We start from the raw sequence: 22,620 nt of genomic DNA, 5'->3' as shown, positions 1-22,620 counted from the left end.
GTCAGAAACCTAGACAGGAAGCGGCGTGCGGCCGTTAAGGCGCTCCGAAACACCCACGGATAGAGCAGGGGAGCCAAAATTCTCCGTCGAATTGGTTCACCACCGAAGCCGGCGTTCCGCCTGTGATGATCAGCGTCCACGTGGTGCGGGCAGGACTGACCATCCGGGAGCCATACCACCACTCGATTAGGACTCACGCATCTCGGGTGCAGCCCGTCTCGAGCGCGTTTTTTGTGTCGCGCCAGGCGAGCCAGTCAGTGAGCGAGGCCAAGTCGTAGTGCGGGCCGGACAGCCCAAGGGTGAAGAGGCGGGCGCCTAGGTCATAGAGCTCGTCGGCCTCGGTTACGGTACGGGCCCGCAGCTCGGTGGAGATCTCGATCTCGGAGAGATCCCGGCCCACCGTGTCACACCACTTCGAGAGCACGCCGAGCTTGTGCTCGAGCACCGCGGGAGTGGAAAACGAATGCCAGATGTCCGCATGTCTCGCCACGATCCGGAGGGTCTTCTTCTCGCCCCCGCCGCCGATCAGCACCGGGATGTCGCGCAGGGGCGGCGGGTTCAGCTTCGCCCAGCGCGCCTCGATCCGCGGGAGGTCGGCTTCGAGGGCGTCCAGGCGGGTGCCCGCGGTGCCGAACTCGAAGCCATACTCGTCGTAGTCGCGCTCGAACCAGCCGGAGCCGGTGCCGAAGATGAACCGGCCGCCGCTGATGTGGTCGATGGTGCGCGCCATGTCGGCCTGCAGGTCGGGGTTGCGGTAGCCATTGCAGTTGACCAGCGCGCCCAGCTCGATGGTGGTGGTCTGCTCCGCCCAGGCCGCGAGGAGCGTCCAAGACTCGAAGTGGAGGCCGTTCTTCTCGCCGGAGAGCGGAAAGAAGTGGTCCCAGTCGAACGCGATGTCCGTGCCCAGGGCCTCGACCTCCGCCACGGTCACCCGGATCTTCGGATAGAGGGCGTGCTGCGGGGCGATTTGCACACCGATACGCACCCGGTCGGCCGTGGAGGAAGGCGTGGAGGAGGGCGTGGAGGAGGGCGTGGAGGAGGTCATGCGCTCATCCTAAACCGGCGGCCGGGGGCATCCGCAGCGCAGTCAGCGGCTCAGCGTTTGCGGCGCAGTGTCACCGACCGAGCATCTTCTGCAGGGCGGCCATCTCGTCTTCGGTGGGACCGCCCGCCTTCCTGGCGCCGCCGAGGCCGAAGCCCGTGCCGCCGCCCGCACCGGGGCCCGCGCCAGCGGGCTTCTCACCGGACGCGATCGCCAGATTCTCCGCCGCGCGCTTGGCCGGGTTGCCCGACTTCGAGCCCTTCTTCTTGGGCTGCGGCTTGCCACGGCCGCCGCCGCCCATGCCGCCGGGGACCGGGCCCATGCCGGGGATGTTGGGCATGCCGCCCTTGGCGACCGTCTTCATCATCTTGGCGGCCTGCTCGAATCGCGACACGAGCTGGTTGACCTCGGTCACGGTCGATCCGGCGCCGCGGGCGATGCGCAGCCGACGGGATCCGTTCAACAGCTTCGGGGTGGTGCGCTCGGCCTTGGTCATCGACTGGATGATGGCCTCGGTGCGCACGATCTCGCGCTCGTCGAAGTTCTCGAGCTGCTGCTTCATGGCGCCGGCGCCGGGGAGCATGCTCATCATCTTCTTGATCGAACCCATGTTGCGCAGCTGCTGCATCTGCCCGAGGAAGTCGTCGAGGGTGAAACTGTCGGTGGAGAACTTCTCCGCCATCTTGCGTGCTTCGTCTTCGTCGAAGGCACCCTGCGCCTGCTCGATGAGGGTGAGGATGTCACCGAGGTCGAGGATGCGGCTGGCCATGCGGTCGGGGTGGAACGGCTCGAAGTCGTCGAGGCTCTCACCGGTCGACGCGAACATGATCGGACGGCCGGTGATCGAGGCCACGGACAGGGCCGCACCGCCGCGCGCGTCGCCGTCGAGCTTGGAGAGCACCACGCCGGTGAAGTCGACGCCGTCCTGGAACGCCTTGGCGGTGGCCACCGCGTCCTGGCCGATCATGGCGTCGATCACGAAGAGCACTTCGTCGGGGTCGATGGCCGTGCGGATGTCCGCGGCCTGCTTCATCATCTCCGCGTCGACGCCGAGGCGTCCGGCGGTGTCGACGATGACCACGTCGTGCATCTTCTGCTGCGCGTACTTGACGCCGTCGCGGGCGACCTTGACCGGGTTGCCGACGCCGTTGCCGGGCTCGGGCGCGTAGACGGGCACGCCCGCCTGGGCGCCGACGACCTCGAGCTGGGTGACCGCGTTCGGGCGCTGCAGGTCGGCCGCGACCAGGATCGGGGTGTGGCCGTCTTTCGCGAGCCACTTCGCGAGCTTGCCGGCGAGGGTGGTCTTACCGGCACCCTGGAGGCCCGCGAGCATGATGATGGTCGGCGGCTTCTTGGCGAATTCGAGTCGGCGCTGCTGACCGCCGAGGATCTCGACGAGCTCCTCGTTGACGATCTTGACGACCTGCTGGGCCGGGTTCAGCGCCTTGCTGACCTCGTCGCCGAGGGCACGCTCGCGCACCTTGCCGGTGAAGTCCTTGACCACCTCGAGGGCGACGTCGGCGTCGAGCAGTGCGCGCCGGATCTCGCGAACGGTGCCGTCGACATCCGCCGCGCTGAGCTTGCCCTTGGTGCGGAGATTCTTGAACGTCTCGGCCAGGCGATCTGAGAGGTTTCCAAAAGTAGCCATGATGCGTTTAGTTTAACCGGTCGCGGAGCCTACGTTTGTTCGGGTGCGCAAACCGCATCCGAAGCCAGGAGTCACCATGTCCGTTGTCGTCGTCGCCGTACTCACCCCGAAGCCCGGTCGCAGCCAGGAGATCCTGGACGCGTTCGCCGTGGTCTCCCCCACGGTGCACGCCGAGACCGGCTGCGAACTGTATGCCGCGCACACCGACGGTGACCTGGTGGTCATGGTCGAGCGCTGGGCCAGCGTCGCCGACCTCGCGGTGCACGCGACCGGCGCGGGAATCACCGAACTTGGTGCGCTCACCGATGATGCACTGGCCGCCTCCACGGACGTCAAGGTGCTGCAGAACGTGCCGTTCGGCGACCCGGCCAAGGGCACCATCCAGTAGGGAGCACCGACGTCCGACCGGACTGCTGCGCTACTGCTCGACGGCGATCAGCACGGGGTCGCCGTGCACGTCGATCGTGACCACGAGCAGGGCGTCGGTGTCATCGGGGCTGATCGAGTACTCGAGCACCGCGAAGTGCTCCTCGCTACGGAAGTGGTGCGGGTGGAAACCGATCCGCTGCAGCTGGATGGAGCGCAGAAAATCGATTTGTTTGTCGCCCGAATCCCAGATCAGGGCGTCGTCGAGAACCTCGGGATCCATTTCGTCGAGTTCGGTCGTGATGTAGGCGCCCGTCACCGAGCCCTCCTTGCTGAGGTCGGCCACGAGCGATTCGCGGGCCTGCGAATCGAGTCCCTCGATGTCGTTGACCATGGCCGCCGCAATGTCGAGCGCTTCGGCCGAGACGGACTCCTCGTCGGGGAAGCTGAGGTCGATCTGCACGTCCTGGTCGCCCAGTTCGGCCGAATCCGACCAGCAGACCTCGCCAGCATCGTCACTGCCGAGAATTCCGAAGAAATCGTGTTCGATGGTCATGACTGTCCTATCCGACGAGTTTTTGTGCGAAAACGTGCGGCGTGAAACCGGTGAGGTCGTTGATGCCCTCGCCCTGGCCCACGAGCTTGATGGGGATGCCGGTCTTCTCCTGCACGGCGAGCACAAAGCCGCCCTTGGCGGATCCGTCCAGTTTGGTGAGCACGAGCCCGGTCACGCCGGCGTGCTGGATGAAGGCCTCGGCCTGGGCCAGGCCGTTCTGGCCGGTCGTCGCGTCGAGCACGAGGAGCACCTCGGCGATCGGGGTCTGCTTCTCGATCACCTTGCGGATCTTGGTGAGCTCGTCCATCAGGCCGCCCTTGGTCTGCAGCCGCCCGGCGGTGTCGATGATCACGATCTCCGTGCCGTCTTTCATGGCCCGCTCGACGGTCTGGAAGGCGACGGATGCCGGGTCCTGGCCGTGGGCCTGCGGCCGCACGATGTCGGCGCCCGCCCGTTCGGCCCAGGTTGCCAGCTGTTCCACGGCGGCCGCACGGAACGTGTCTGCCGCCCCGATCAGCACGCTGCGGTTGTAGGTGCGCAGGAACTTCGCGAATTTGCCGATCGTGGTGGTCTTGCCGACGCCGTTGACGCCGACGACGAGCACGACGGCAGGCCGCGCGCTGAGGTTGAGGGTGGAGTCGAGCTTGGAGAGCCGTTCCTCGAGGCCTTCGCGCAGCATCCGTTGCAGGTCGGTCGGGTCGGTCGTGTTGTACCTGGCGACCTTGGCCCGCAGGTCGCCCACGACCGCCTCCGTGATGCTGGGACCGAAGTCGGCCTGGATGAGCGCGTCTTCGAGGTCTTCCCAGGTTTCGGCGTCGATGAGCTTCTTCGCGAACATGCCGCGCAGTGCGCCGGAGAGAGACCAGGGGGTGCGTTCTGCCATACCTACAGCCTATGGCTCGCGCGGTATCTGCGCCGCTGCGCCCCAGGTGTGCCTCGCGCGAAGCGGCGCAGCCGGCGCGTACCGAGCGGAGGACCTCCGAACCGATGGTGCGGACCGGGAGCGGCACCGCCCCGATAACGCTCGTTCGTGCGATTCGTGCCGTCACACGAGCGACCCGACCCGACAGAATGATGGGGTGACGGCCCAGACCTCACCCTCTTGTGTCGGCATCGTCCACGTCACGGCACGTCCTTCCGAGCAGGAATGTGCAAGCCCCCCGACAGCCGCCCGGACCCGGTCTAGGGTGTCGGCATGGCAGTCAGCACAGGGCCCGAGAGTGTGCGCACCGGGATCAACCGGTGCATCGCGGCGTGCGACGCGCTCGTGACGGTAAGCGAGGACTGCGCGGACGCCTGCCTCCGCATCAAGGGCAACGGCGACATCACCCGCTGCTTCTTTGCCGACCTGGACTGTATCGAGGTGTGCTCGTCGACGAGCCGGCTGCTGTCCTGGCATGCGCGCAAGGACGGGCTGATGACCATCGCGCTGCTGGAAACCTGCCGCGAGGCCGCCCGGGCATCGATCGCGGCCTGCGAGAACATGGCCCGGCTGCATCCGGGCTGGCACACCTGCAGCATGGCCTGCCGCCGGGTCGACGAGGCCTGCGCGCGACTCCTGGCCGTGCTGCGCTAGCGTTCTTCACTCGACAGCGGCGATCAGCGGCGATCAGCGGCGACGTGTCAGGATGCCTGCTCGTCATCCTTCGCGATGCGCTGCCCGACCACGGCCGAGACCCCATCGAGGCGCATCGAGACGCCGTAAAGGGCATCCGCGATCTCCATCGTGCGTTTCTGGTGGGTGATCACGATGAGCTGACTGGTGGCGCGCAGGTCCTCGAAGATAGTCAGCAGGCGGCCGAGGTTGGCGTCGTCGAGGGCAGCCTCGACCTCGTCCATGATGTAGAACGGACTCGGGCGGGCCTTGAAGATGGCGATCAGCAGGGCCACGGCGGCGAGCGAGCGCTCCCCGCCCGACAGCAGCGAGAGCCGCTCGATCTTCTTGCCGGCGGGCTTGACCGAGACCTCGATGCCGGTCGTGAGCAGGCTGTCGGGATCGGTGAGACGGATGCTGCCGCTCCCGCCCGGGAACAGCACCGGGAACACCTCGGCGAACGCCGCCTGGGTGTCGTCGAAGGCGCTGCCGAAGATGGCACCCATCTTCTCGTCGATCTCCTCGATGATGGTGAGCAGGTCGCGGCGCGTGTTGGTGAGGTCGGTGAGCTGCTCAGTGAGGAAGCGGTGCCGCTGCTCGAGCGCGGCAAACTCCTCGAGGGCCAGCGGGTTCACTCGGCCGAGCTGGGCGTAGCGGCGCTCGGCGACGGTCAGGCGGCGCTGTTGGTCGTCCCGGTCGAAGCGGACGGGTTCGGCGGTCGGGTCTGAGCTGTTCTGGACGGCGCCCGGGATCGGCTGGTCGGGCCCGTACTCGGCCACGAGCACGTCTTCGGTCAGACCGAGGTCGCTGACGGCGCGCTCGAGCAGCCCGGACAGGTGCAGCTTCTTCTCGTAGATGGCCAGTTCCAGGCCGTGCACGGTCTCGGTGACGGCCTGCAACCGGGCGCGCAGGGCGCTGTCCTCCCGGCGCAGCGCCGCGATTTCCTCGTTCTGGCTGCTGCGCTCCGCTTCGGCGGTGGCCAGGCGCAGCCTGGCCTCGCTGGCGGAGGCGTCGACCGAGGCAAGCACCAGCGGGAGCGCCTCGGCCACCCGGCTGGCGGCATCCACCTGACGGCGACGGATGACCGCACGCCGGGCTGCCTCCTCGGCCGCCGCCCGCGCGGCAGTCTGCTGTTTCGCGAGCGCGTCGGCCCGCGCCTGCCCGGCGCGCACGCGTTCGCGGGCGGTCTCGGCCTGGAGCCGGGCCTCGACCTCGGCTTCGCGCGCGGCCTCGAGGGCGGCGACGAGCGCGTCGCGAGGTCCGGTATCCGGCACCGGGCGCGGCCGGGCGCGCTGTTCGTCGCGCGCGGTGCGGGCCGTCTCGCTCGCGGCCTCGAGGGCGGCGACGGCCTCGGCCTGCAGCAGGAGGGCGGCGGAGAGCCGACTCAGTTCGGCGGCGGCCGCCTCGAGCTGCACGGTGGCCCGGCTGGTCTTCTCGGCCTGCACGGTCGTGCGGGACTCGAACGCCCGCACCCGGGCGGCGGCCGCCTGGGCCTGGGTCTTGCGGGCGGACAGCACGACGCGGGCCTCGGCGAGGTCGGCGACGACCTGCTCGAGCCGGGTGCGCACCGCAGCGAGCGAGTCGGCGGCCGCATCGCGGTCGGCGATGAGCTCGAGGCGGCTGCGCCGGGCCCCGGAACCACCGCACAGCACGGTGTCGCTGAATACGTCCCCGGCCCGGGTGATGACGGTGATCGGGAGGGCTGCGCGCTCGGCGGTCGCCACGCCAACGGTCTCCACGCCAACGGTCTCCACTTCCTCGGATCGGGGTCCGAATCGGTCCACGGCGGCTCGGGCGGCGTCGAGGTCGTCGGCGATCGCCGTACGCCGGAGCAGGCCGAGCACCCCGGGTGGCGCGTCGATCACCGATTCGGCCCAGAGCAGCCCGGGCTGCACGGCGAGGTCGGGCCGGGTGTCGGGTGCGAGGACATCCGTCGTGCCGGTACCCGACGTGCCAATACCTGACATGCCGGTATCCGCCGTGCCGTCACCGGGCGCGTCGGCGTCGATCGTGCCGGCCGTCGCATCGCCGGTCGCGTCTGCGGTCGGGGCGTCGGCCCTGGCGTCTTCGTCGATCGTGCCGGCCACGATCAGTTCGACCCGGCCGAGATCGTCGGCGCGGGCGCGCACGATGGCGTCGACGGCCGCGCTCCAGGTGTCGGCGAGCACGGCGTCGGCGAGGGAGCCGAGGGCGGCGGCGATGGCGGCCTCGTAGCCGGGCCGCACGCGCACATGCTCGGCCACCAGACCACGGATGCCCGCCGGCGCCGCAGCGAGCAGGGCCGCCGAGCCGTCCTTATGGTCCAGGGCGAGGGACAGTGCCCCCGCGCGGGCGGCGAGGGCGTCCCGTTCGCGTTCGCCGAGCTGCAGTTCGTCGCGCAGGCGTTCGACCTCGACCTCCGCCTGGGCGACGACAGACCGGGCCGCGGCGGCAGCCTCGGCCGGGTGGCTCTCGCCGGCGTCGACGGCGGCCGCGTCGAGCGCCGCGGCGTCCGCGTCGAGTCCGGCGAGGTGTGCCTCAGCCGTGTCGACCCGGCCACGGGCGGCATTGAGGGCGTTCTGCTGCCGCAGCACCTCGCCGCGCACGGAGGCCAGGCGGCCCGCGGCGGTCTCGGCCTGCCCGGTCAGCTGGGAGAGGTGAAGGTCGTGCCGGGAGACCAGCACGGCCTGGGCGGCGATCTGTTCGTCGAGGGCGTCGAGCCGGCCCCGGGCCTCCTCGGTGGCCGCGCGGGCGGCAGCCCAGGTGGAGTCGGCCACGTCGATGCGGCTACGCAGCGCGTCGATCTCGGCGGCGGCATCCGTCAGCATCGCCGTGGTCACGCTGGGGCCGGCGTCCACGGACTCGGCCTGCGAGCCGAGCAGGGCCAGCCGCTGGTTGGCGAGGGTGTAGAGGCCGCGCAGGCGCTCCTGCACGGATTCCAGGCCGAAGTTCGTGCGCCGGGCCCGGTCGACGGCGTCGCCGATCTGCTCTTGCTCGAGTCGGCGCAGGCGCCGCTGCCGGGTCTCGAGCTGTTCGGTCAGCACGAGTCGTTCGGCGTGCCGCTCGCTCTCGGTGCGGCCGTGCGCGTCGAGCGCGATACGCAGCGTGACCACGTCGTCGGCGAGGAGCCGGGCCCGGGCGTCGCGGGCGACGGCGGCGATGATCTGCGCCTCGCGGGCGATGTCGGCCTGGCGTCCGAGCGGTTTGAGCTGCCGCCGGATCTCCCCGGCGAGGTCGCTGAGCCGGGTGAGGTTGGCCTGCATGCCGTCGAGCTTGCGGAGGGTCTTCTCCTTGCGCCGACGGTGCTTGAGAATGCCGGCGGCCTCCTCGATGAACCCGCGGCGCTCCTCGGGGCTGGCGCGCAGCACGGCGTCGAGCTGCCCCTGCCCCACGATCACGTGCATCTCCCGGCCGAGGCCGGAGTCGCTGAGCAGCTCCTGCACGTCGAGCAGGCGGCAGGTGCGCCCGTTGATCGCATACTCACTCGCGCCGTTGCGAAAGAGGGTGCGGGAGATGGTGACCTCGGTGTAGTCGATCGGTAGCGCGCCATCCGTGTTGTCGATGGTCAGCGTCACGGCCGCCCGGCCGAGCGGGCCCTTGGTGGACGTGCCGGCGAAAATGACGTCTTCCATCTTGCCGCCGCGAAGGGTCTTCGCGCCCTGCTCGCCCATCACCCAGGCGAGTGCGTCGACGACGTTGGACTTGCCCGAGCCGTTGGGTCCGACCACGCAGGTGACGCCGGGTTCGAAGGCGAACGTGGTGGGGTGGGCGAAGGATTTGAAGCCTTTGAGCGTGAGGCTTTTCAGATACACGGTTTCGCCCCCTTTCGTCGCTCACTCGGGTCGCGGCTGCCCGGCGCGCCACCCCCAGTAACGGTACCGGACACAGCCGCCACCGCCCGGTAGGCGCGGTCCCTGGCGGTAGGCGCGGTCCCTGGCGGTAGGCGCGGTCCCTGACGAATTCGACGGAGATTTTGCCGATTTGGAGCGGAAACGGATGTCTCGGGCCGGGTTTGAGCAAAATCTCCGTCGAATTGGTTCGGGGTTGGGGCCGAGCCCGGGCGGCAGGGGCGGCAGGGGCGGCGCTACGCTGGCCGATCATGGGGACCTTCACCTTCGAGATCGACGAACTCGCCGTCCCCGCCGCGCCGCAGGCTCCCGGCTGGGCCGATTTCGAGGCGGCAAACGGGGTGCGCAACACGGTCGAGGCCGAGGCGTATGGCACCACCGACCTGGAGCTGACCGCCGAAGAGCTCCTGCCGGGCTGGCTCAAGCAGGCGTGGGAGCCCAAACGCCTCTTCGTGGCCCGGTCCAAGGGACGCCTTGTCGGGCGCGGTCACTACGAGACCCTTCCGGAGGATTCTGCCGAGCACGCGTGGTTGGCCGTGGAAGTGCTTCCCGAGTACCGACGGCGAGGCATCGGCTCAGCCCTCACTGCCCGGCTCGAGGCGATCGCGCAGTCCGAGGACCGTAGCGTTCAGATCGTCTACGCACCATCACCGACAGCGCCGGGTGAGCGCATTCACTCCCCCACCGGGTTCGGTTCGGTTCCGCTCGGCAACCCCGAGGTTCGGTTCCTTCAGGGCCGCGGCTACCTCCTCGAGCAGGTCGTGCGCGCCAGCCGGCTTACCCTGCCGGTGGATCCCACGCAGCTACGCCGACTGCGCGACGCCGCCGCCGCGCACGCGGGTCCGGACTATGCAGTGCTGCAGTGGGTCGATCGCACCCCGCCGGAATGGTTGCCCGATCTGGCGGTGCTCTACACGCGCATGAGCACGGATGCCCCGAGCGCCGGCCTTGCCGAACCGGAGCAGCTCTGGACGCCCGAGCGCGTCATGCAGGAGGAGCAGAAGGCTGCCGCCGGCAGGCGCACGGCGCTGACCTCGGCGGTGCTGCATGGCCCGAGCGGCCACCTCGTGGGATTCACCGAGCTGGAGGTGCCGGCGGAGTCCCGCCGCGCGGTCAGCCAGGAGGACACTCTGGTGCTGCGCGAGCACCGCGGCCGCCGGTTGGGGATGCTGCTGAAGGTGGCGAACCTCGAGCTGCTCGCGGCGGAGCGCCCCGGGCATCCGTCGGTGTTGACCTATAACGCTGAGGAGAACCGGCACATGCTCACGGTCAACGAGGCCATCGGCTTCGTGCCGCTCGGTTACGAGGGAGCCTGGCGCCGCGACGCCCTCTAACCCGGCCCTCCGGCCCTCGAGCCTGCCGAGCCCTGAATCCCCGAGCCCTGAGTCCCAGAGCCAAAGACCCAGATCCCAAGACCCAGATCCCAAGACCCGACAACCAAAAGCCCAAAGCCAAAGAACAAAAGACCGCAAAGCCAGCAAAGAGGGCAAAGCCGGCAAACGTAGCAGAGGCGGCCAGCGCAGTCCGCCCCGGCTCAGTGCGACGCTCGCTTGCTCGGCAGCGCGATCAGGGTTTGGTCCGGGTCGACTTCGACCGGTGGCCGGAGCCAGTAGTCGGTTCCAGTGCGAATGATCGTCCAGTGCCGGTTATGCAGCAACAGGTGGTGCGGGTGGCAGAGCAATACCCCGTCGGCGAGGTCCGTGTAGCCGTTGTCTTTCAACCACTCAGTGATGTGGTGTGCTTCAGTCCAGGCGGGTGATCTGTCGCAGTCCACCCACCGGCACCCGCCGTCGCGCACTCCCATGGCGGCGCGCTGTGCCTCGGTGAAGAGTCGTTCGTCACCGCCGACGTCGATAATCTGCCCGGTGTCGTCGAACTGGAGGCTTCGGGTTCCGGTGTCGCAGTGGAGCCGGTCGATCGTTTCCTGCGAGATCGGCTCGGGGTTGCCTTCGATCTGCCCGTGGCCTCGGACTTCAGGGCTCCCGGCTGGCGCGGTTTGACGGCCTTTTCGGTCACGATGACCCGCACCGAAGGGCGGTGACCGCCGAACACCCGGCCCTGATCGGCCTCGCCGGCGATCTTCAGCAGCTGCACGAGGGCATCGGCGGCGATCTGGTCCGTGGTGCGGGGGTCGTCCTGCATGCGTGTGGCCCACGCGGCTTTCGCCTTGTCGACGAAGCGCACCCCGCCGCGGCGAGGGCTGGTGATCGGGTCGAAGACGGAGAGCACGAACTCGCCGTCTTCGGTCGCGAAGAGGCCATTCAGACGCACCTTGCCGTTGCCGAGCCGGTAGACCTTCAGGAACCGGTCGTCGTGGGTCTGCTTCTCCCGGGCGGCAATGCCGGCCTCGTCGAGGCGGTCGCGCATGCGCCGCGCGAGTCTGAAGACCTGGTCAGTGTTCAGCGTCGACGCCTCGACAAGAAGCAGGGTCAGGGCTTCGGTGAGCTTGTCGGCGGTGACCGCCGCGTCGATCTGGCCGAGACCAAAACGGATCGACTCGGCCGCGTCGACGGAGAGAGCGCCACTGGTGACCGCGCGGGCGATCGGCGCCTGCCAGGGCACCTTCGCAACGAACTCCGCAACCTCGGCGGCATCAGCGTCCGGCGACTCCACGGCCGCCTCGACGCGCGCCTGTGCCGCCTCGGCATCGGCCATCATCGTGCCGACCGCGACCAGTTTGAACGCGTCGGTCTTGGTCGAGCCCGTCACCTTTTGGATCAGCGCCTCGGGCGAGAGGAATCCCTGCTGCGCGGCCAGACCTGAATGGCCGAGTTCGGGCCGGGAACGCCGGGCGATGGTCGCCGCCATCCACGCGGATCGGGTGTCGAGGAGGCGGCGGGCGGCCGCGATCTGCTTCTGACCGGCCAGCACCGCGGCGTCGGCGAGGTGCTCATAGTCGGCGCAGGACGAGCCCGGGCGGGCGACGGCATCCGTTGCCGCTCTGAGGTCATCTGCGGTGGTTGTCATGGTCCGAGGTTAGCAAAGATGGTAATTAAAGTCGAGAGTTATTCACTTGATATTCGAAAGACTTTCGTATTTTTGTTCGACAGGCAGGCTTCTCGCGGGCAGCGAGCCTCAGCGCAGCCGTTGGCATCGCGGGCAGAGGTGTGAACTGCGGTTCATGAACTGCTGCCGCACGAGCAGTGTGCCGCAGCGGGGGCACGGTAGACCCTGCCGGCCGTACGTGTTGAGGCGGTGCGAAAAATACCCGGACTGACCATTCACGTTCACGTATTGCGCATCGAAACTGGTGCCGCCCTCGGCCAGGGCCCGGTTCAGGATGCTGCGGACCGCGCCGAGCAGCGCCCGCCCCTTCGCGGGCGACAGGGAGTCTGCCGGCTGCTCGTAGTGCACCCGGGCCTCGAAAAGGGCCTCGTCGGCGTAGATGTTCCCGATGCCGCTGATCAGGGTCTGGTCGAGCAGGGCGCGCTTGATCCCGGTCTTCTTGCGGGCCAGGGCAGCCAGGAAGAGCGGCGCCGAGAAGCCCGGATCCAGCGGGTCGCGCGCGATGTGCGCCACCTGCGACGGGATCAGCCCCGACCAGCCCAGGCCTGAACCGGCCAGTCCGTCCGCCCCGGTCGCGCCGCCTGCGAGCCCGGAGTACCCGGCCGTCAGCCCGTCGCGGGTGGGCTGCATCGAGTCCACGGCCATACTGCCGAAGATGCGCTGGTCGACGAAGTTGACCCACAGCTCGCCGTGTTCCGGGTGCTCGATCTGCAAACGGATGCGCAGGTGCCGGTCCGTGTCCGATCCGGGGCTGCGCAGCAGCACCTGACCACTCATTCCGAGGTGCACGACCAGGGCGCGCCCGGAATCCAGCGGCAGCCAGAGGAACTTACCCCGGCGGACGGCGGCGAGCACGCCCCGCCTCTGCAACAGGTCGGCAAAATACCCGCTCGCGGAGTCATGGCGACGCAGGGATCGTGGCTCGAAGACCTCGACACCGGCGATCACGGCGCCGGTTACGGCCGGCGCCAGGCCGGCGCGAACGACCTCCACTTCAGGAAGTTCGGGCATGCGAGCCTTTCAGCGTCACGGCCTGACAGCAGCTCAGGGAGTGCTGAGGCGCGTCCAGGCGTCGAGCGCGGCGGCCATCTCGGCGTGCTTCTTGCTCGTGCCCCCGCCGACCGCACTGACGTCACCCACAGTGACGGTGGCGATGAAGATCTTGGAGTGATCGGGTCCGCTTTCCGCGATGGAATACACGGGAACCCCGGTTCCCAGGCGAGCCGCGGCTTCCTGCAGGCTCGTCTTGGGGTCCATGGACACTCCGAAGTGCCCTGGGTCACGGAGGAGCGGCTCGATCAGGCGCAGCACGAGCGCCGTCGCCGTCTCTCCGCCGGAGTCGAGGTAGACCGCTCCGATGAGCGCCTCGACGGTGTCGGCAAGGATCGACGACTTGTCGCGCCCATTGGTGAGGATCTCGCCGCGGCCGAGGCGCACGTACGCACCCAATCCGATGCCGCGCGCGATGCCCGACAGGGCAACGCTCGACACCAGGCTGGCCCGGCGCTTGGCAAGGTCACCCTCGTCGAGCTGCGTGTACTCCCGATAGAGCATGACCGTCACGGCCTGCCCCAGAATCGAGTCACCGAGAAATTCGAGGCGCTCGTTGTTGGGTATGCCGCCGTGCTCGTACGCGTACGAGCGGTGGGTGAGAGAGAGCTCAAGCAAGGCCGGGTCGATCTGCACGCCGAGAGTCGCCAGCAAGGACGAGACCTCGGGATCGACGCTCACGACTGCCGACTCAGCGAGTGCCCGCCAGGCAGATGCCGACCGAAAACACTGATGCCGCGACTCAACGGATCGGGACCCTGAATCGGGACTCCCGGCATCCGTCGGCGCGGCATCAGACGTTCGAGCACAACGAGACTAAACGTCGGCGACCTTGCGGCCCTTGTATTCCATGAACAGCGCCGTGCCGGCGGCGTCGGTGACGACCTTGGCGCGGTGCGGCAGGCTGTAGACAACTTTGCCGTTTTCCATGGTCTTGACCAGGGTGGGAGCTTCGGCCTTCCAACAGGAACGACGTGAACGGGTGTTGGAGCGTGATTGCTTGCGCTTCGGGACTGCCATGACTACTTCTCTTCTCTATCCGTTTCAGCCTGGATGTCTTCATCCGTGCCGCTGCTTTCGGAAGCTTGGAATTCCATGAGCGCGGCCCACCGGGGATCGCGCTTTTCTTCGGGTAGGAACTCAGGGGCCTCGGCAAGCCGTTCACCGGTCTCGGGGTCGAGACCTGGGCAATCCGGCCGGCAAACCGGCTGGAACGGCAGTGACAACACCACCGCATCCCTGATCAGAGGTTCAAGATCCACGTGGTCATCTTGAACTTCACTTTCATAAGCTTCGTCTAGAGAGTACGCGAAAAGCTCGTGAAACTCGACTTGGACCGGCAATTCGACGTCGATGAGGCATCTGCCGCACTCTCCGGCGGCGATTCCGGACACCTGGGCCGACACGAGGATGCCCTCGTGCAGGGTTTCGAGGCGCAGGTTCGCGATCACGGTAGAGCCGGCCTTCACGGCGACCAGGCTCTCGCCGAGGTCTCCCGGCACGACGATTTCGAGGTGCCGTTCGTGCATGGTGCCCGGGCGGTTGATCAGGTCGCGCACATCGACCTTGTACGGGGTCTTCTTGAATCTACTCACGAGGGACGATTCTACGCGTTCGCGGCTGGGCGTCCGATTCGTCGCTCGCCGGGGCGCCAGAGCGATGCCGGCAGCAGCGTCGCCCGCACCCGCAGGCGCCGGCCCGACACCGAATGGATGCCGCGGAGCACCACGTCGAGGTCGGCCACGCGTTCCGCCGCCCGCGCGGACTGCGCGTCGTCACCCGGTCGCCCGTAGTGGCTGCGCTCCGCTCCCACGAGGAGCCGGTCGAGGGCCTCGGCCGCGGCTCCCCCGCCCGGACCGGCGCCCTCCGTAACGCTCTCGGTGCCGCCTACCGAGCCGATGAGAACCCGTAGCCGGGCGGCGAGCTCGCGCGGCGTCTCGGTCTCCCGCACGAAGACGCCATGGTCCACCGCCGTGTCGCTGACCTCACGCCACGCCTCCACGGCCCCGCTCTGCCCCGACAGGAGGCCCCGGCGCCGCAGCATCCGCCGGGTCACCCGGATGAGGGCCGGCAGAAGGAGCAGCGCGAACGTCCCGAGGACGAGCAGGCCGAGACGGATGATGCCGCCGCGCGAGTCCGCGGGCGAAGAAGCGTCGGCCTGGGCGTCAGCGGCGTTCTGGCCACCGAGGTCATCGGGGCGCGGCGCGTCCGACGGGCCGGCCTGGCCGGAATCAGTCAGCGGCACGGTGACGGCATCGTCCTGCGTGTACGCAGGCACGGCGCCGCGGCCGGGCGTGGGCTCGAAGGGCACCCAGCCGACGCCCGCGAAGTAGACCTCCGTCCACGCGTGAAGGTCGTGGGTGTCGACGCTGTACCGGCCGACCCCGGCGACGGAACCCGACGCGGACAGCGACCCGGGCTGGTAGCCGATCGCGATCCGGGACGGGATGCCGATCGAGCGGGCCATCGCCGCCATCGCCGAGGAGAAGTGCACGCAGTACCCGGTCTTCACCTCGAGGAAGGTGCTGACGACGTCAATGCCGCCACCGTCATAGCCGGCCTCGACGGGAGCCTCGGTGTCGTAAGCGAAGTCGCTGCCGCGCAGGTAGTCCTGCAGGGTCCGCGCGGCCTCGTACGCGCTCGTGGTGCCGGCGGTGACCTCACGCGCGGTGTCGCCGATCAGGGCCGGAGTCTCGGCTGGCAGCCTCAGGCTGCGCCGGATCTCCGCCGGATAGGCACCCTCGGCTTTCCGCAACTGCTCCGCCGTCGGCTCCAGCGTGAGCGCGGTGACGGTGTATTCCTGGCCGCGGGTCGTGTCGCCGGGGCTCGTGATGGACCCGGTCGCCTCGTTCCAGTACCAGGCGCCGAGCAGGCCGGTCACCGAGCGGGGCGGCGCAGGGGTCGGCAGCCACCGGGCGGCCAGGTTGTCGATGCCGATGGTCGTGATCGTCTCGCTCGTCTTGATATCGGGTGAGAACCCTGGCGGCAGGTCGATGTCGTCGACGGCGTTCGCGCGGCTCCCGGGCGCCTCCCCGGCGGTCCAGTTGCGGCCCGAGAATTCATCGAGTGTCAGCAGCCGAAGGTAGGGCGGCCGAGTCGCCGTGGTGCGGAAGTGCAGCACCGGTTCGGCGTCCGGCCGGCGCAGGTCCTGACCGAGGTTGATCATGGGGCTGACACCGTTGGCGAACAGCAGGCTGCTGCCCGGGCGCGCGCGCGTGAGGCTGCCCCCAGGCAAGACGGGCGTGGCGACGCTGACCACGATTGCCGCCACTATCGCGACGCTGCCCACGACGACCGCTCCCTTAAAAGAGCCGGGCACGTGGCGCCGCCCGGGCGCGACCGTGCCGGGCCCCGCTGCGGCCGGCGGGCCGGGCAGGCTGCCGGCTCGGCGCATCCGGATCTCGACATGGAGGAGCAGGAGGTAGGTGGCGGCCGTGAGCACGAGGGCCTCCAGGTTGGCCTCGTGGCCGAGGGCAAGCCCCGGCACGAGCAGCGGCACCAGCACGGGCAGTCCGGCGAGCGCGGGCACGCGCAGGATGACCGCGAGCGTGTCGATCAGGATCGCGATCACGCCGGCGCCGGCGCTGAGCAGGAACAGGATGCCGGCGGTCGCCTCGGCCGGCGTCGATTGCTGCTCGATGGAGACCGCCCCGGAGAGCGCCAGATCGCGGAACCGGTCGATCGTCTCCCCGGTCGGGATCAGCCAGAGCCAGCCGCTTCCGGCGCCGAAGAGCAGCGTCAGGACCGCCACAAGAACCCCTAATCCAGCGAGCGACCCGAGGAAGACGGGCAGCCCGGCGCGGCGGAACCCGGCGGAACCGAGCAGGACGCCGGCGGCCGTGAACGTCATCAGCCACCACCAGCCCGTGTCCTCGAGCAGCGGCCCGAGGCCGGCGTCGGCCACGACCAACAGCAATAGGAGTGCGAACGCGAGGGGCCACTCCGCCCGCTTGAGTCGGGCCGCGCGGGCGGAGGGGTCGCGCCAGGCGGTGCGAGTGCCCTGGTCGGGAGCGGCCTGGTCGGGAGCGACCCGGTCAGACGGCGTCATTCAGGGGCCTCCTCGCGCCGATAAAGTCCTCCCAGGCACGGGGGATGTCCGGGGTCTGGTGCACGGGGATGCAGCGCCAGCCGGCCTCGCGTAGCCGGCGCACGGCATCCGTTCGCACCGTGGGCAGCACGAACGCCACCGCGGGGCGGCTCTGGGACACGAGGTCGGCGAGCTCGGCCAGATCCCGGTCGTCGACGGCGACGAGCACCGCGAAGGTCGGCAGCAGCCCGCCGGGCACCACGAGCGTGCTGAGTTTCGCGGCGGTCCCGGACTCGGGCGTACTTGGTTCGACGGATGCCGGGGGTCCGGGCTTCACTGCGGGGCCGCCGAACGTGTACGTCTGTTCTGCTGCGTCCTCGGCGGTCTCCGCCGGGTCGGGCGGGTCCGCCGGCTTGACCCCGGCCAGCCCTTCGAGCAGCAGCGCGACTCCGCCCGGCGGCAGGAAGACGGTGGGAGGGTCGCCGCGCAGGCCGCCGCGGCCGCCGGCTCGCCCCGGGGTGGCGTTCGCCTGACCCGGGCTCGCCAGCCTGCCGGACGAGCCCGAGCTGGGACTGGACAGGCTCGGTCCGGACAGGCTCGGTCCGGACTGGCTCGGTCCGGACAGGCTCGGTCCGGACAGGCTCGGTCCCAGCGCAACCAGGTCGAGCCGGTAGCCGGCCGCCAGCAGGTGCACCCCCACGGATGCCGCGAGCTCGACGGCCACCTCGAACGCCTGCTCGAGGCGCGGCCCGCCGAGATCGGTGCCGCTGTCGGCACCGGCACCAGTGTCGGCACCGACGACGGTCGGGCGGCCGCGGCCGCCGCGCAGCGCGGTGTCAAGCACGAGTCGGGCTCCGGGGTTGCTCTGCTCTTCCTCCTGCCGCACCATGATCGCGCCCAGGCGGGCCGTGGCCGGCCAGTTCACGCGGCGCAGCGGGTCGCCCGGCCGGTACTCGCGCGCGATCAAGGGGTCTGCGTTGTGGTTCAGGTGCCGGAGCCGCTCCGGAACGTCGCCGTCGTTCAGGGTGCCGGTGAGGCCCCGGCCGGCCAGGGCGGTCACCCGGGGCGTCACCGCCAGGTCGTGCGGCTCCCCCACGGCCCACTCGCCCGAGGCAAGGCCGAAGGGATCCGAACGCCTGATCAGCACCGGGCCCGTTGCGTAGAGACCCCGCCGGGGCAAGCTGAACCGGTACTCGAACCTCACGCTGTCTGCACCGGTGTCCGGGCCGCCCTCGTAGCGGTCGAGGGCCGGCAGCGGCGTTCCGGCCGGCACGGTCAGTCCGGCGTCGCCGGCGTCCCGCCCCCGCACGGTGTCCCGCAGATGCAGGCCCGCCAGGGGCCGGGGGGAAAGGTTCCGCACCCCGAGCCCCACGACGACCTCGCCGCCGGCCGGCACGACCGGTGGGCGCAGCATCCGGGTGACGCGCAGGCGCACCCGATGGATCGAGACGTACCCGAGGGCGGCGACTGGGATGGCCAAAAGCACACCGGCGATGAACAGAAGGTCGCGCTGGTTCGTCAGCAGGGCGAGCAGCAGAAGGCCGGCTCCCGCGGCGAGGAACATCCCGCCTCGAAGGGTGAGCCGGGGAAACCGGACGCGCCGCTGCTTCGCCGGCATGGCGTCAGGGATGCCCGGTGGCACCGACGGGAACGGGGGTGGCCGTCACGATCCGGCGAACGATGTCGTCGACCACCGGGCCGCTGTCCTGATGGTGGCCGAGCACCCGGCTGCTCGCCACGAGGCGGTGCCCGAGCACGGCGACGGCGAGAGAGTCGATGTCGTCGGGCAGCACATAGTCCCGGCCGTGCAGCGCCGCCTGGGCCTTGGCCGCCCGGATCAGCTGCAGTGTGGCACGGGGGCTGGCGCCCAGGCGCAGGTCGCGGTCGTCGCGGGTGGCCCGCACCAGGCTGACCGTGTACTCCTTCACCGCGGGAGAGGCGAACACCCGCTGTACGGCCGTCATCATTCCGCGCAGCTGGGCGCCGGAGACGACCGCCTCGATGCCGGCCAGCGGGCTCGACGTGTCGCGGGCATCCAGCATCATCAGCTCGGACTCGGTGTCGGGGTACCCCATCGAGATGCGCGCCATGAACCGGTCCCGCTGGGCTTCGGGAAGCGCATAGGTGCCCTCCATCTCGATCGGGTTCTGGGTGGCCACGACCGTGAAGGGCAGCGGCAGCAGATAGGTGGAGCCGTCGACGGTGACCTGGCGTTCCTCCATGCATTCCAGCAGCGCGGACTGGGTCTTCGGGCTCGCCCGGTTGATCTCGTCCCCGATCACGATGTTCGCGAAGATGGCGCCAGGCTTGAACTCGAATCGGCGGTCCACCTGGTTGAACACCGACACGCCCGTCACGTCGGAGGGCAGCAGGTCGGGGGTGAACTGGACGCGGCTGACCGTGCAGTGCACGGACTTGGCCAGCGCCTTGGCCAGCATGGTCTTGCCGACGCCGGGAACGTCCTCGATCAGAAGGTGCCCCTGGGCCAGCAGCACCGTGAGAGCCGTCGTGACGGCCGTGTGCTTGCCGTCGATGACGGTTTCCACATTGCGGATGATCGCACGCGCCGCAGCCTCGACGGCCGGAAGGTCCATCAGGGTCTCGTCGTCCGTGTCGGCGACAGGGCCGCCCGCGTTCCCGGCGAGCGCCGGAACGGAAACCGAGCGCACGGGCGACGTATTCACACGCGTGTCTTCTGCAGGAACGCCGCCACGGCCGGCGGCACATACGGGGTGATATCGCCGCCGAGCGCGGCGACCTGGCGCACCAGGGAACTGGACACGTGGGCGTTGGCCGGGTCCGGCAGCAGGAAGATCGTTTCCACGGCGGCGAGGTTGCGGTTCACGATCGCCATTGGGGTCTCGTAGGCCACGTCCACCTGTGAGCGGATGCCCTTGATCAGCACGCTTGCGCCGACCTCCGTGCAGTATTCGACGAGCAGCCCCATGCCCCAGGAGGCCACCACGATGTTGCCCGGCAGCCCGGCGTCCAGGATGGACCGCTGCAGCAGGGAAACCCGCTGGCTGATCGGCAGCAGAGCCGTCTTGCCGGGGTTGTGCACGACGAGCACGTGCAGTTCGTCGAAGAGACCGGACGCCCGTTCAATCACGTCGAGATGACCCCGCGTGACGGGGTCGAATGAACCGGGGACGACGGCGATCCTGCGCATAGCGATCACCCTAGCCCCAGTGCGTGAACGGTGCCTGAGCGCGCTCCGATCCTGCTGTCAGGACTTGGTGAGCGAGGCCCGCTCCGCGTCGTCGAGGCGCCGCCGCACCGCCTCCCGCAACGCCGGGACCGATTCGAGGTGCGGGTCGTGCTCGCTCAGGCGCTGCGCATAGCCTCTGGCCTCCCCGATCAGGTCGCCGTCGGTCGCCACCCTCAGCAGACGCAGCGAAGAGCGGCCCCCGGACTGGTTGCTGCCGAGCACATCGCCCTCCCGGCGCAGCTCCAGGTCGACCTGGGCCAACTCGAACCCGTCGAGGGTGGCAGCGACAGCCTCGACTCGCTCGCGCGCGATGGTTTCGGCCTCCGCGCTCGTGACCAGGAGACAGAGCCCCGGCACGCCGCCGCGGCCCACCCGGCCGCGCAGCTGGTGCAGTTGCGAGACGCCGAACCGGTCGGCGTCCAGCACCACCATGGCGGAGGCGTTGGGCACGTCGACGCCAACCTCGATGACGGTCGTCGCCACGAGCACGTCGATCTCACCGGCCGCGAACGCGCGCATGGCCACGTCTTTCTCTTCGCTGGTCATGCGCCCGTGCAGCGGTTCGATGCGGGCAGAGGCCAGGGCCGGGTTACGACGCAGTTCGGCGAGCACCATTTCGACGGATGCCGGCGCTGCAGCCTCGGGATCGACCTCCGCGCCCTCCTCGAGCTGTTTCGGGGCGATGGCCGGGCACACCACGAAACCCTGGCGGCCCTGAGCGAGCTCCTCCGCCAGCCGGGTCCACACCCGGGTGACCCAGCCGGGCTTCTCGAACACAGGCACGACGAACGTCTCGATGCCCTGCCGCCCCTCCGGCAGCTCCGCGATCGTGCTCACGTCGAGGTCGCCGAACACGGTCATGGCCACGGTGCGCGGGATCGGGGTGGCGGTAAGCACCAGCACGTGCGGCGGCACGGCCCCCTTCAGCCGCAGCGCCTCGCGCTGGTCCACGCCGAACCGGTGCTGCTCGTCGACGACGACCAGTCCGAGGTCGAAGAACGTGACCTTGTCGCCGAGCAGCGCATGCGTGCCGATCACGATCTTGGCCTGTCCGGACACCACTCGGAGCAGCGCCTTGCGGCGCTCTGCCACCGGCAGCTGCCCGGTGAGCAGGGTGGGCATCAGCGTGCCCGCCAGCTCGGGGCCGAGCGACCGCACGATCGTGCGCAGGTGCTGGGCCGCCAGAACCTCGGTGGGAGCGAGGAAAGCCGATTGGCCGCCCGTGTCGGCGACGGTGAGCATGGCCCGCAGGGCCACGACGGTCTTGCCGGAGCCGACCTCACCCTGCAGCAGCCGGTTCATCGGGTGGGTCTCGATAAGGTCGGCGGAGATCTCCGTGGCCACGCCCTGCTGGTCCGCGGTGAGGCTGAAGGGCAGGCCGGCGTCGAAGCGCTCGAGCAGGCCGCCGGACGACGCCACTCGCGGGGTGGAGTGCTGCTGCCGGGCGGTGAGCCGCTGCTGCACCAGGGCGCTCTGCAGCACGAAGGCCTCGGTGAACCGCAGGGTGTCCCTCGCGCGGCGCCAGTCCGCATCGGTTTCCGGGCGGTGGATCAGCTCGAAGGCCCGGCCCTGCGGCAGCAGCCCGCGCTCGGCGCGCAGCCCCGGCGGGATCGGGTCGGGCACCGGGCCCACGCTGTCCAGCAGGATCGCGATGGACTGCGCGACCTGCCAGCTGGCCACGGTGTTGGTGGCCGGGTAGATCGCGACGGGCTGCTCGATCCAGAGTTTGGCGGCCGCGGCATCCGTGGGCATCTCGGGTTCGTCGTCGGCGCCGGGGCCGAAGAGCTTGTAGGTCGGGTGCGTGAGCTGCAGGTGGCCCCGGTAGTCGGTGACCTTCCCCGCGAACATTCCGCGCATGCCGGGTTGGAGCTGCCTGGCCCGCCAGGACTGGTTGAACCAGGTGAGACTGAGGATGCCGCGGCCGTCGGAGATCTTCACCTCGACGATCGACCCCTTGCGGGCTTTCATCGGGCGTTCCTCGACCGAGCGGATCTCCGCCACAATGGTCACGTTCTCGTCGAGCGGCAGCAGGCTGATCGACGAGAGCTCGCCGCGGCGGGCGTAGCGGCGCGGGTAGTGGCTGAGCAGATCGCCCACGGTGTGCGAGCCGAAGGCCTTGCCCAGGGCGACGGCCGTTTTGCCGCCGACCACGGTGGCCAGCTTGCTGTCGAGGGTCACCGGGGCGAGAGTCTCCCCAGCCTCCGAATCGGTCATGTCTCGATCGTAGGCGGCACGTGCGACATGCGGCACCGGGTTGGCGCGGGTGCGCCGCGAGCTCGGCCGCCGACGGGCGATA

19 protein-coding genes are annotated in these 22,620 nt (G+C 69.6%); 3 read left to right on the top strand and 16 right to left on the bottom strand.

The genetic code is table 11. From position 1 onward, the window contains the following. Positions 1–193: 193 nt before the first annotated feature. The gene (locus tag CXY82_RS15480) at positions 194–1,045 is read right to left on the bottom strand and encodes an LLM class F420-dependent oxidoreductase (RefSeq protein ID WP_104171692.1); all 852 of its coding nucleotides are present in this window, start codon (positions 1,043–1,045) and stop codon (positions 194–196) included. Positions 1,046–1,115: 70 nt separating this feature from the next. Next, the gene (ffh, locus tag CXY82_RS15475; protein ID WP_104103097.1) at positions 1,116–2,690 is read right to left on the bottom strand and encodes a signal recognition particle protein; all 1,575 of its coding nucleotides are present in this window, start codon (positions 2,688–2,690) and stop codon (positions 1,116–1,118) included. A 76-nt stretch (positions 2,691–2,766) separates the two neighbouring features. Here ffh and CXY82_RS15470 point away from each other — a divergent pair, with 76 nt between their 5' ends. Continuing rightward, positions 2,767–3,078 (top strand): putative quinol monooxygenase, encoded by a 312-nt coding sequence (locus tag CXY82_RS15470; RefSeq protein WP_104171691.1) that lies wholly within the window; start codon positions 2,767–2,769, stop codon positions 3,076–3,078. Between the two features lie 30 nt (positions 3,079–3,108). Here CXY82_RS15470 and CXY82_RS15465 read toward each other — a convergent pair whose 3' ends face one another. Together CXY82_RS15465 and ftsY are read right to left on the bottom strand one after the other, a co-directional pair. Beyond that, positions 3,109–3,612, bottom strand: coding sequence for a DUF2004 domain-containing protein (locus tag CXY82_RS15465; RefSeq protein WP_104171690.1), 504 nt, complete (start codon positions 3,610–3,612; stop codon positions 3,109–3,111). 7 nt (positions 3,613–3,619) lie between these two features. After that, a complete protein-coding gene (ftsY, locus tag CXY82_RS15460) occupies positions 3,620–4,495 on the bottom strand; it encodes a signal recognition particle-docking protein FtsY (protein WP_104171689.1) in 876 nt (291 codons plus the stop codon). 312 nt (positions 4,496–4,807) lie between these two features. Between ftsY and CXY82_RS15455 the strand changes: the two genes are divergently transcribed. Next, entirely contained in the window at positions 4,808–5,188 is a 381-nt protein-coding gene (locus tag CXY82_RS15455) for a four-helix bundle copper-binding protein (RefSeq protein ID WP_146067704.1), read from the top strand. A gap of 47 nt (positions 5,189–5,235) precedes the next feature. Here the strand turns inward: CXY82_RS15455 and CXY82_RS15450 are convergent, their stop codons facing one another. After that, positions 5,236–8,997, bottom strand: a complete 3,762-nt coding sequence (locus tag CXY82_RS15450; protein WP_104171687.1) for a chromosome segregation SMC family protein — start codon at positions 8,995–8,997, stop codon at positions 5,236–5,238. Between the two features lie 287 nt (positions 8,998–9,284). Between CXY82_RS15450 and CXY82_RS15445 the strand changes: the two genes are divergently transcribed. Continuing rightward, complete coding sequence (locus CXY82_RS15445) at positions 9,285–10,367, top strand: GNAT family N-acetyltransferase (RefSeq protein WP_104171686.1); 1,083 nt, start codon at positions 9,285–9,287, stop codon at positions 10,365–10,367. 200 nt (positions 10,368–10,567) lie between these two features. On the opposite strand, the gene CXY82_RS15440 is transcribed toward CXY82_RS15445, so the two are convergent. The 11 genes from CXY82_RS15440 to CXY82_RS15390 form a co-directional block, all read right to left on the bottom strand. Continuing rightward, positions 10,568–10,753: a hypothetical protein gene (locus CXY82_RS15440; protein ID WP_104171685.1), complete on the bottom strand. Its 186-nt coding sequence runs from the start codon at positions 10,751–10,753 to the stop codon at positions 10,568–10,570. Continuing rightward, on the bottom strand, positions 10,750–12,000 hold the full coding sequence (locus CXY82_RS15435; RefSeq protein ID WP_104171684.1) for a DUF222 domain-containing protein: 1,251 nt from the start codon (positions 11,998–12,000) through the stop codon (positions 10,750–10,752). The genes CXY82_RS15440 and CXY82_RS15435 overlap by 4 nt, the downstream gene beginning before the upstream one ends. Before the next feature lie 108 nt (positions 12,001–12,108). Then, on the bottom strand, positions 12,109–13,050 hold the full coding sequence (locus CXY82_RS15430) for an Fpg/Nei family DNA glycosylase (RefSeq protein ID WP_104171683.1): 942 nt from the start codon (positions 13,048–13,050) through the stop codon (positions 12,109–12,111). Between the two features lie 33 nt (positions 13,051–13,083). Further along, entirely contained in the window at positions 13,084–13,770 is a 687-nt protein-coding gene (rnc, locus tag CXY82_RS15425) for a ribonuclease III (protein ID WP_104171682.1), read from the bottom strand. Positions 13,771–13,905: 135 nt separating this feature from the next. Next, positions 13,906–14,109: a 50S ribosomal protein L32 gene (gene rpmF / locus CXY82_RS15420; RefSeq protein ID WP_066596228.1), complete on the bottom strand. Its 204-nt coding sequence runs from the start codon at positions 14,107–14,109 to the stop codon at positions 13,906–13,908. Positions 14,110–14,111: 2 nt separating this feature from the next. Continuing rightward, complete coding sequence (locus tag CXY82_RS15415) at positions 14,112–14,684, bottom strand: DUF177 domain-containing protein (protein WP_104171681.1); 573 nt, start codon at positions 14,682–14,684, stop codon at positions 14,112–14,114. 11 nt (positions 14,685–14,695) lie between these two features. Continuing rightward, on the bottom strand, positions 14,696–17,137 hold the full coding sequence (locus CXY82_RS15410) for a DUF3488 and transglutaminase-like domain-containing protein (protein WP_104171680.1): 2,442 nt from the start codon (positions 17,135–17,137) through the stop codon (positions 14,696–14,698). Next, entirely contained in the window at positions 17,124–18,734 is a 1,611-nt protein-coding gene (locus CXY82_RS15405) for a DUF58 domain-containing protein (RefSeq protein WP_146069149.1), read from the bottom strand. Before CXY82_RS15405 ends, CXY82_RS15410 begins: the two co-directional genes overlap by 14 nt. Before the next feature lie 4 nt (positions 18,735–18,738). Beyond that, positions 18,739–19,710, bottom strand: a complete 972-nt coding sequence (locus CXY82_RS15400; RefSeq protein ID WP_104171712.1) for a MoxR family ATPase — start codon at positions 19,708–19,710, stop codon at positions 18,739–18,741. A gap of 86 nt (positions 19,711–19,796) precedes the next feature. Next, positions 19,797–20,285, bottom strand: a complete 489-nt coding sequence (coaD, locus tag CXY82_RS15395; RefSeq protein WP_104103054.1) for a pantetheine-phosphate adenylyltransferase — start codon at positions 20,283–20,285, stop codon at positions 19,797–19,799. Between the two features lie 57 nt (positions 20,286–20,342). After that, entirely contained in the window at positions 20,343–22,538 is a 2,196-nt protein-coding gene (locus tag CXY82_RS15390) for an ATP-dependent DNA helicase RecG (RefSeq protein ID WP_104171678.1), read from the bottom strand. Positions 22,539–22,620 lie beyond the last annotated feature (82 nt).

It is taken from the genome of Cryobacterium sp. M23 (genome assembly GCF_002929655.1).
GTDB lineage: Bacteria > Actinomycetota > Actinomycetes > Actinomycetales > Microbacteriaceae > Cryobacterium > Cryobacterium sandaracinum.
Note: the sequence above shows the minus strand (reverse complement) of the source record. Positions and strands in the feature narration are given on the sequence as shown.

What these genes read in the sequence shown, in the direction of transcription:
- CXY82_RS15480 (WP_104171692.1), bottom strand. Translation starts at nt 1,045, where the DNA reads ATGACCTCCTCCACGCCCTCCTCCACGCCCTCCTCCACGCCTTCCTCC.
- ffh (WP_104103097.1), bottom strand. Translation starts at nt 2,690, where the DNA reads ATGGCTACTTTTGGAAACCTCTCAGATCGCCTGGCCGAGACGTTCAAG.
- CXY82_RS15470 (WP_104171691.1), top strand. Translation starts at nt 2,767, where the DNA reads ATGTCCGTTGTCGTCGTCGCCGTACTCACCCCGAAGCCCGGTCGCAGC.
- CXY82_RS15465 (WP_104171690.1), bottom strand. Translation starts at nt 3,612, where the DNA reads ATGACCATCGAACACGATTTCTTCGGAATTCTCGGCAGTGACGATGCT.
- ftsY (WP_104171689.1), bottom strand. Translation starts at nt 4,495, where the DNA reads ATGGCAGAACGCACCCCCTGGTCTCTCTCCGGCGCACTGCGCGGCATG.
- CXY82_RS15455 (WP_146067704.1), top strand. Translation starts at nt 4,808, where the DNA reads ATGGCAGTCAGCACAGGGCCCGAGAGTGTGCGCACCGGGATCAACCGG.
- CXY82_RS15445 (WP_104171686.1), top strand. Translation starts at nt 9,285, where the DNA reads ATGGGGACCTTCACCTTCGAGATCGACGAACTCGCCGTCCCCGCCGCG.
- CXY82_RS15435 (WP_104171684.1), bottom strand. Translation starts at nt 12,000, where the DNA reads ATGACAACCACCGCAGATGACCTCAGAGCGGCAACGGATGCCGTCGCC.
- CXY82_RS15430 (WP_104171683.1), bottom strand. Translation starts at nt 13,050, where the DNA reads ATGCCCGAACTTCCTGAAGTGGAGGTCGTTCGCGCCGGCCTGGCGCCG.
- rpmF (WP_066596228.1), bottom strand. Translation starts at nt 14,109, where the DNA reads ATGGCAGTCCCGAAGCGCAAGCAATCACGCTCCAACACCCGTTCACGT.
- CXY82_RS15410 (WP_104171680.1), bottom strand. Translation starts at nt 17,137, where the DNA reads ATGACGCCGTCTGACCGGGTCGCTCCCGACCAGGCCGCTCCCGACCAG.
- CXY82_RS15405 (WP_146069149.1), bottom strand. Translation starts at nt 18,734, where the DNA reads ATGCCGGCGAAGCAGCGGCGCGTCCGGTTTCCCCGGCTCACCCTTCGA.
- CXY82_RS15400 (WP_104171712.1), bottom strand. Translation starts at nt 19,710, where the DNA reads ATGGACCTTCCGGCCGTCGAGGCTGCGGCGCGTGCGATCATCCGCAAT.
- coaD (WP_104103054.1), bottom strand. Translation starts at nt 20,285, where the DNA reads ATGCGCAGGATCGCCGTCGTCCCCGGTTCATTCGACCCCGTCACGCGG.
- CXY82_RS15390 (WP_104171678.1), bottom strand. Translation starts at nt 22,538, where the DNA reads ATGACCGATTCGGAGGCTGGGGAGACTCTCGCCCCGGTGACCCTCGAC.